Raw genomic sequence first — 3964 nt, forward strand, 5'->3', positions numbered from 1 at the left:
CATCGCCGCGATCAACGAATGGCTGCCCCGATAAACTTCCCAAACAGGCCCTAGGCCAGGGGTCCCCGCATTGCGCCGGAGGCGCCATGCGGGGCAAGGCGGGCGACCGGGTACCGGTCCCGGTTGAGGCGGACGTCGGCATCCCGGACGCGGGCCAGAACGGCGAGGAAATCGGCCCGCGGAATCTCCACCGCACCCAGGTCGATCAGATGCGGGGTCGCGATCTGCACGTCCAGCAGCATCCCGCCGGCCGCGGTGAACCGGGCGTCGAAGTCGGCCAGAGCCACTTTGGAGGCGTCGGTCCGGGTACGGAACATCGATTCACCGACGAACACGCCGCCGACGCCCACTCCGTACATGCCGCCGACCAGCTCGTCGCCCTCCCAGACCTCGATGCTGTGCGCCCAGCCCAGGGCGTGCAGCTCGGCGTAGCCCTCGACCAGTTGGGGAATGATCCACTCGGAGGTGCCGCCGCGGCGGCAGCCACGGACGACGTCGACGAATCGCTCGTCGACGGTGGTGGTCCACCCACAGTTACGCAGCCGCTTGCGCAGTGTCCGGTTGACCCGCAGCCGGCCGATCGGGATCACTGCCCGGGGGTCGGGGCTCCACCAGGGCAGGTCCAGCCCACCGGGGCGGTGCGGGGGCAGATGGGGGATGCGTCGGGCGGCCACCGCCGCCCGCAGGATCTCGCGCAGCCACTCCCCGCCCCCGCGGGTCCCGCCGCTCTCGTCGTCCCCGTGAGCCTCGTCGTCCTCATGGGCCTCGCCGCCGCCGTCGGCCTCGCTCGCCGGCCAAGGGAAGGCACCGGCCCGGTAGGCGCCGATCAACGTCGCCGGATCCAGCTCACCGCCGACGGCGATCGGGGCCTGGCGTGGGCTGGTCAGCAGCGAGAGCCCGTCCCATACGGTGGGGCCGAGATCGCGGGGCGGCGCCGTCAGCGCCACGACTTGACCGCCGGCGTCCGATTCGGGGCGACTGGGGCGTTCAGCACGGCACTCTCCATCGTCGGGGAGAGATCGCCGGGACATTCCTCCGTCCGGCCGATCGTCTCCGGATCGATCATGCCAGCCGACGGCGCCCGTCGCCGCAGTTGCTCGGTCACCTGCTCGGATGGGCCCGGATGGCCGAGGAAGTAGCCCTGAGCCAGGTCGCAGCCGAAATCCCGCAGCATCCGCATCGCCCCGGCGGTCTCCACGCCCTCGACGACGATGCGCAGGCCGAGCGCGTGGGCGAGTCCGACCGTCGAACGGACGATCGCCTCGGCCCGGCCGTCGACCTCCATGCGTTGGATGAATGACTTGTCCAGCTTCAGCACGTCGACGGGCAGCTCCCAGAGCCTGGCCAGGGAGGAGTACCCGGTGCCGTAGTCGTCGACGGCGATGCCGATCCCCAGGTCGCGCAGCTCCCCGAGTACGGCGGCCGTGCGGACCCGGTCGAGCATCAACGTGGTCTCGGTGATCTCCAGCTCGAGTGCCGTCGGGCTCAGCCCGAAGCCGGAGAGCATGCCGCTGACCTGTTCGGGAAAGCCACGGTCCAGCAGGTCCGAGGCGGACAGGTTCACCGCCACCGCGACGTCGAATCCGGCGGAGTGCCACTGCCGGCACTGGCCCAGGGCGGTCTCCAGCACCTCGATGGTCAGCATCCGGATGAAACCGGCCTGTTCGGCCAGGGGGATGAACTCCTCTGGCCCGAGCAGGCCGCGGCGGGGATGCCGCCAGCGGACCAGGGCCTCTACGGCGTTCGCCTGCCCGGAATCGAGGTCGACCTTGACCTGGTAGTGCACCTCCAGCTGGCCGGTGCCGAGCGCCGCGCGCAGGGACTCGATCATGTCGAGGCGGACGAGGCTGTTCACGTCGGACCCGGGACGGTAGGACTCCACGCCGGTGCGGCCCGACTTCGCGGCATACATGGCCACATCGGCGCGCTGCAGCAGGGTGTGGGCGTCCTCGGCGTGGTCGGGGTACACGGCGGCGCCGATGCTCGCGCCGACGTGCAGGGTCACCCCGCCGACGTCGAAGGGATCGTCGAGCACGGCCAGCACCCGGTCGGCGACGCGTTTCGCGGCCTCGATGTCCGCGTGTTCGAGCAGGACCGCGAACTCGTCGCCGCCCAGGCGGGCATGCAGGTCGCCGGGACGCAGGGCGTCGGAGATACGGGTTCCGACCTGCGCCAGCAGCGCGTCGCCCACCTGATGCCCCAGCGAGTCGTTGATCTCCTTGAACCGGTCAAGGTCCAGCAGGAGGAGTGCGAAGGTGTCCACCCCGGTGGCGTGCTGCTCGGCCTTCGTCAGCCGTTCGATGAAGCCACGCCGGTTCGCCAGGCCCGTCAGCTCGTCGGTGCGGGCCAGCGCTTTGCTCTCGGCGAGCTGCTGGACCTCGATGAAGGTGAACGCGGCGCGGGCCAGGGCCGTCAGCACCGTGGCCGCGGCGAGCCCGACGGTGATCTTTGGCAGCTGGACCGCGGCGCCGAGGACGAGCAGACCGAGCGCGATCACGGTGAGCACCAGCGGGACCGCGATGACGCCCCAGCCGGACATCTTGGCCGGTGGGTGCCAGCGCGGTCGCTGCCAGGCGGCCAGGGCCGGCATGAGCACCGAGAACAGCCACAGCGTGCTGAGGAGGCCGGGCCCGGGGTCCCTGTCCGTGGTGACGCTGACCAGCAGGAGCGAGTCGGCTATCGCGAAGCCCACCAGCCCGATGCCCAGCAGCCACCACATCCGGCCGGGATGCCAGCCCAGCAGACTGAACACCGTGACGATCAGCAGAATCAGCAGCAGGTCGGCGAGCGGATAGATCAGGTTCACCGTCATCGTCCACGCGCTGTAGCGCGGATACGAGTTCGCCATCGCCACGCCGATGCCGCTGGTCAGCGCGGCCACGCCGAGCAGGCCGACGAGCGCGTCCATCCAGACGCTCGTGTGCAGCCGGAGCACTCTTCTGCGTAGCAGGAGGATGACGGCGACATAGCACGCCGGATAGAAGAGCAGCCAGCCGAGATCGGCCAGCGACGGCCCGAGGTCGTCGTCCTGCCGGCCGGCGACCGCCGCGTTGTAGTAGATCGTCGCGCATCCGTAGCTGACGAGCCCGGTGCCGAGCAGTGCCCAGGGCAGGCGTTCGCCGCGGATCAACACCGCCCGCGACAGGCAGATCAGGCCCGAGCCGAGGGCGACGCCGTAACGCAGCGACCCGGTCTCGTTGCCGATGCGGGGCACGGTGACGAACGCGGAGACGGACAGGTAGACCGTGGCGACGATCAGGACGAGCTGGGCGGCCCGGATCAGACGGAACCGGCGCGGGGGAGGGGGAGAGGCGGTCAACCGGTCATCCCCCCGCAGCGTGGTGGGAGCCTGCGCACGTGCCCGGCATCGTGCCGACGGCCATCGCCCGGTGCCGCGGCGACGACACCCGCGGCACCGGTGGCCGCCTTGCCGGCCGGTTCGCCGAAAAAGATGATCTTTCATGGGTGTGCCGTGGGCGGGCGATGGTGGCGGCTCCCCCTCCGGCCCCTCTCCGGTGCGGCCATGGTGCCGACCCCGCAGGCCCGGTAATCGACCACCGCCGGTGGCGACCGGTCGTGCGGGAGGGACAGGGCTACCTCCGTTGAGGGAAAGGGTACGGACACCCCGGAGGTCCCGCCACTCGGGCCTCATGTGACCATCATGACGGAGGCTTGGCCGGGCATGCCTACATTCTCGTACATCTTGGTCTCTTGTCATTTATATACAAAAATTTGTCGCGATTTGCTGGTGTGGCGTTGGGTTCAGGTGGGGTGACCGTGCGCAGGCGTGGCCGTGTCGTCGACTCATCACGTCAGGGCGGCCCGATCGTGGTCACTGCGGCGGGAGGCGGTCGTCGCGAGACATGATAGGAAAATGTCGGCTATGTCCCGCTTCCCGCGCTGGAGGCGGGGGAGGAGCGCACATGCGGATCGGTCTGCAACTACCGGCTCTTCGAAGTTAAGC

Annotated in this window: 2 protein-coding genes; both read right to left on the bottom strand. The window is 69.9% G+C overall.

All coding sequences use genetic code 11. The annotated features are described in order from the left end of the window. Positions 1–50: 50 nt before the first annotated feature. A complete protein-coding gene (gene aat, locus AC08OQ_RS18180) occupies positions 51–947 on the bottom strand; it encodes a leucyl/phenylalanyl-tRNA--protein transferase (protein WP_476612237.1) in 897 nt (298 codons plus the stop codon). Continuing rightward, a complete protein-coding gene (locus AC08OQ_RS18185; protein WP_476602223.1) occupies positions 938–3319 on the bottom strand; it encodes a putative bifunctional diguanylate cyclase/phosphodiesterase in 2382 nt (793 codons plus the stop codon). Before AC08OQ_RS18185 ends, aat begins: the two co-directional genes overlap by 10 nt. Between the last annotated feature and the right edge of the window lie 645 nt (positions 3320–3964).

It is taken from the genome of Frankia sp. CcCS3 (assembly GCF_977927575.1).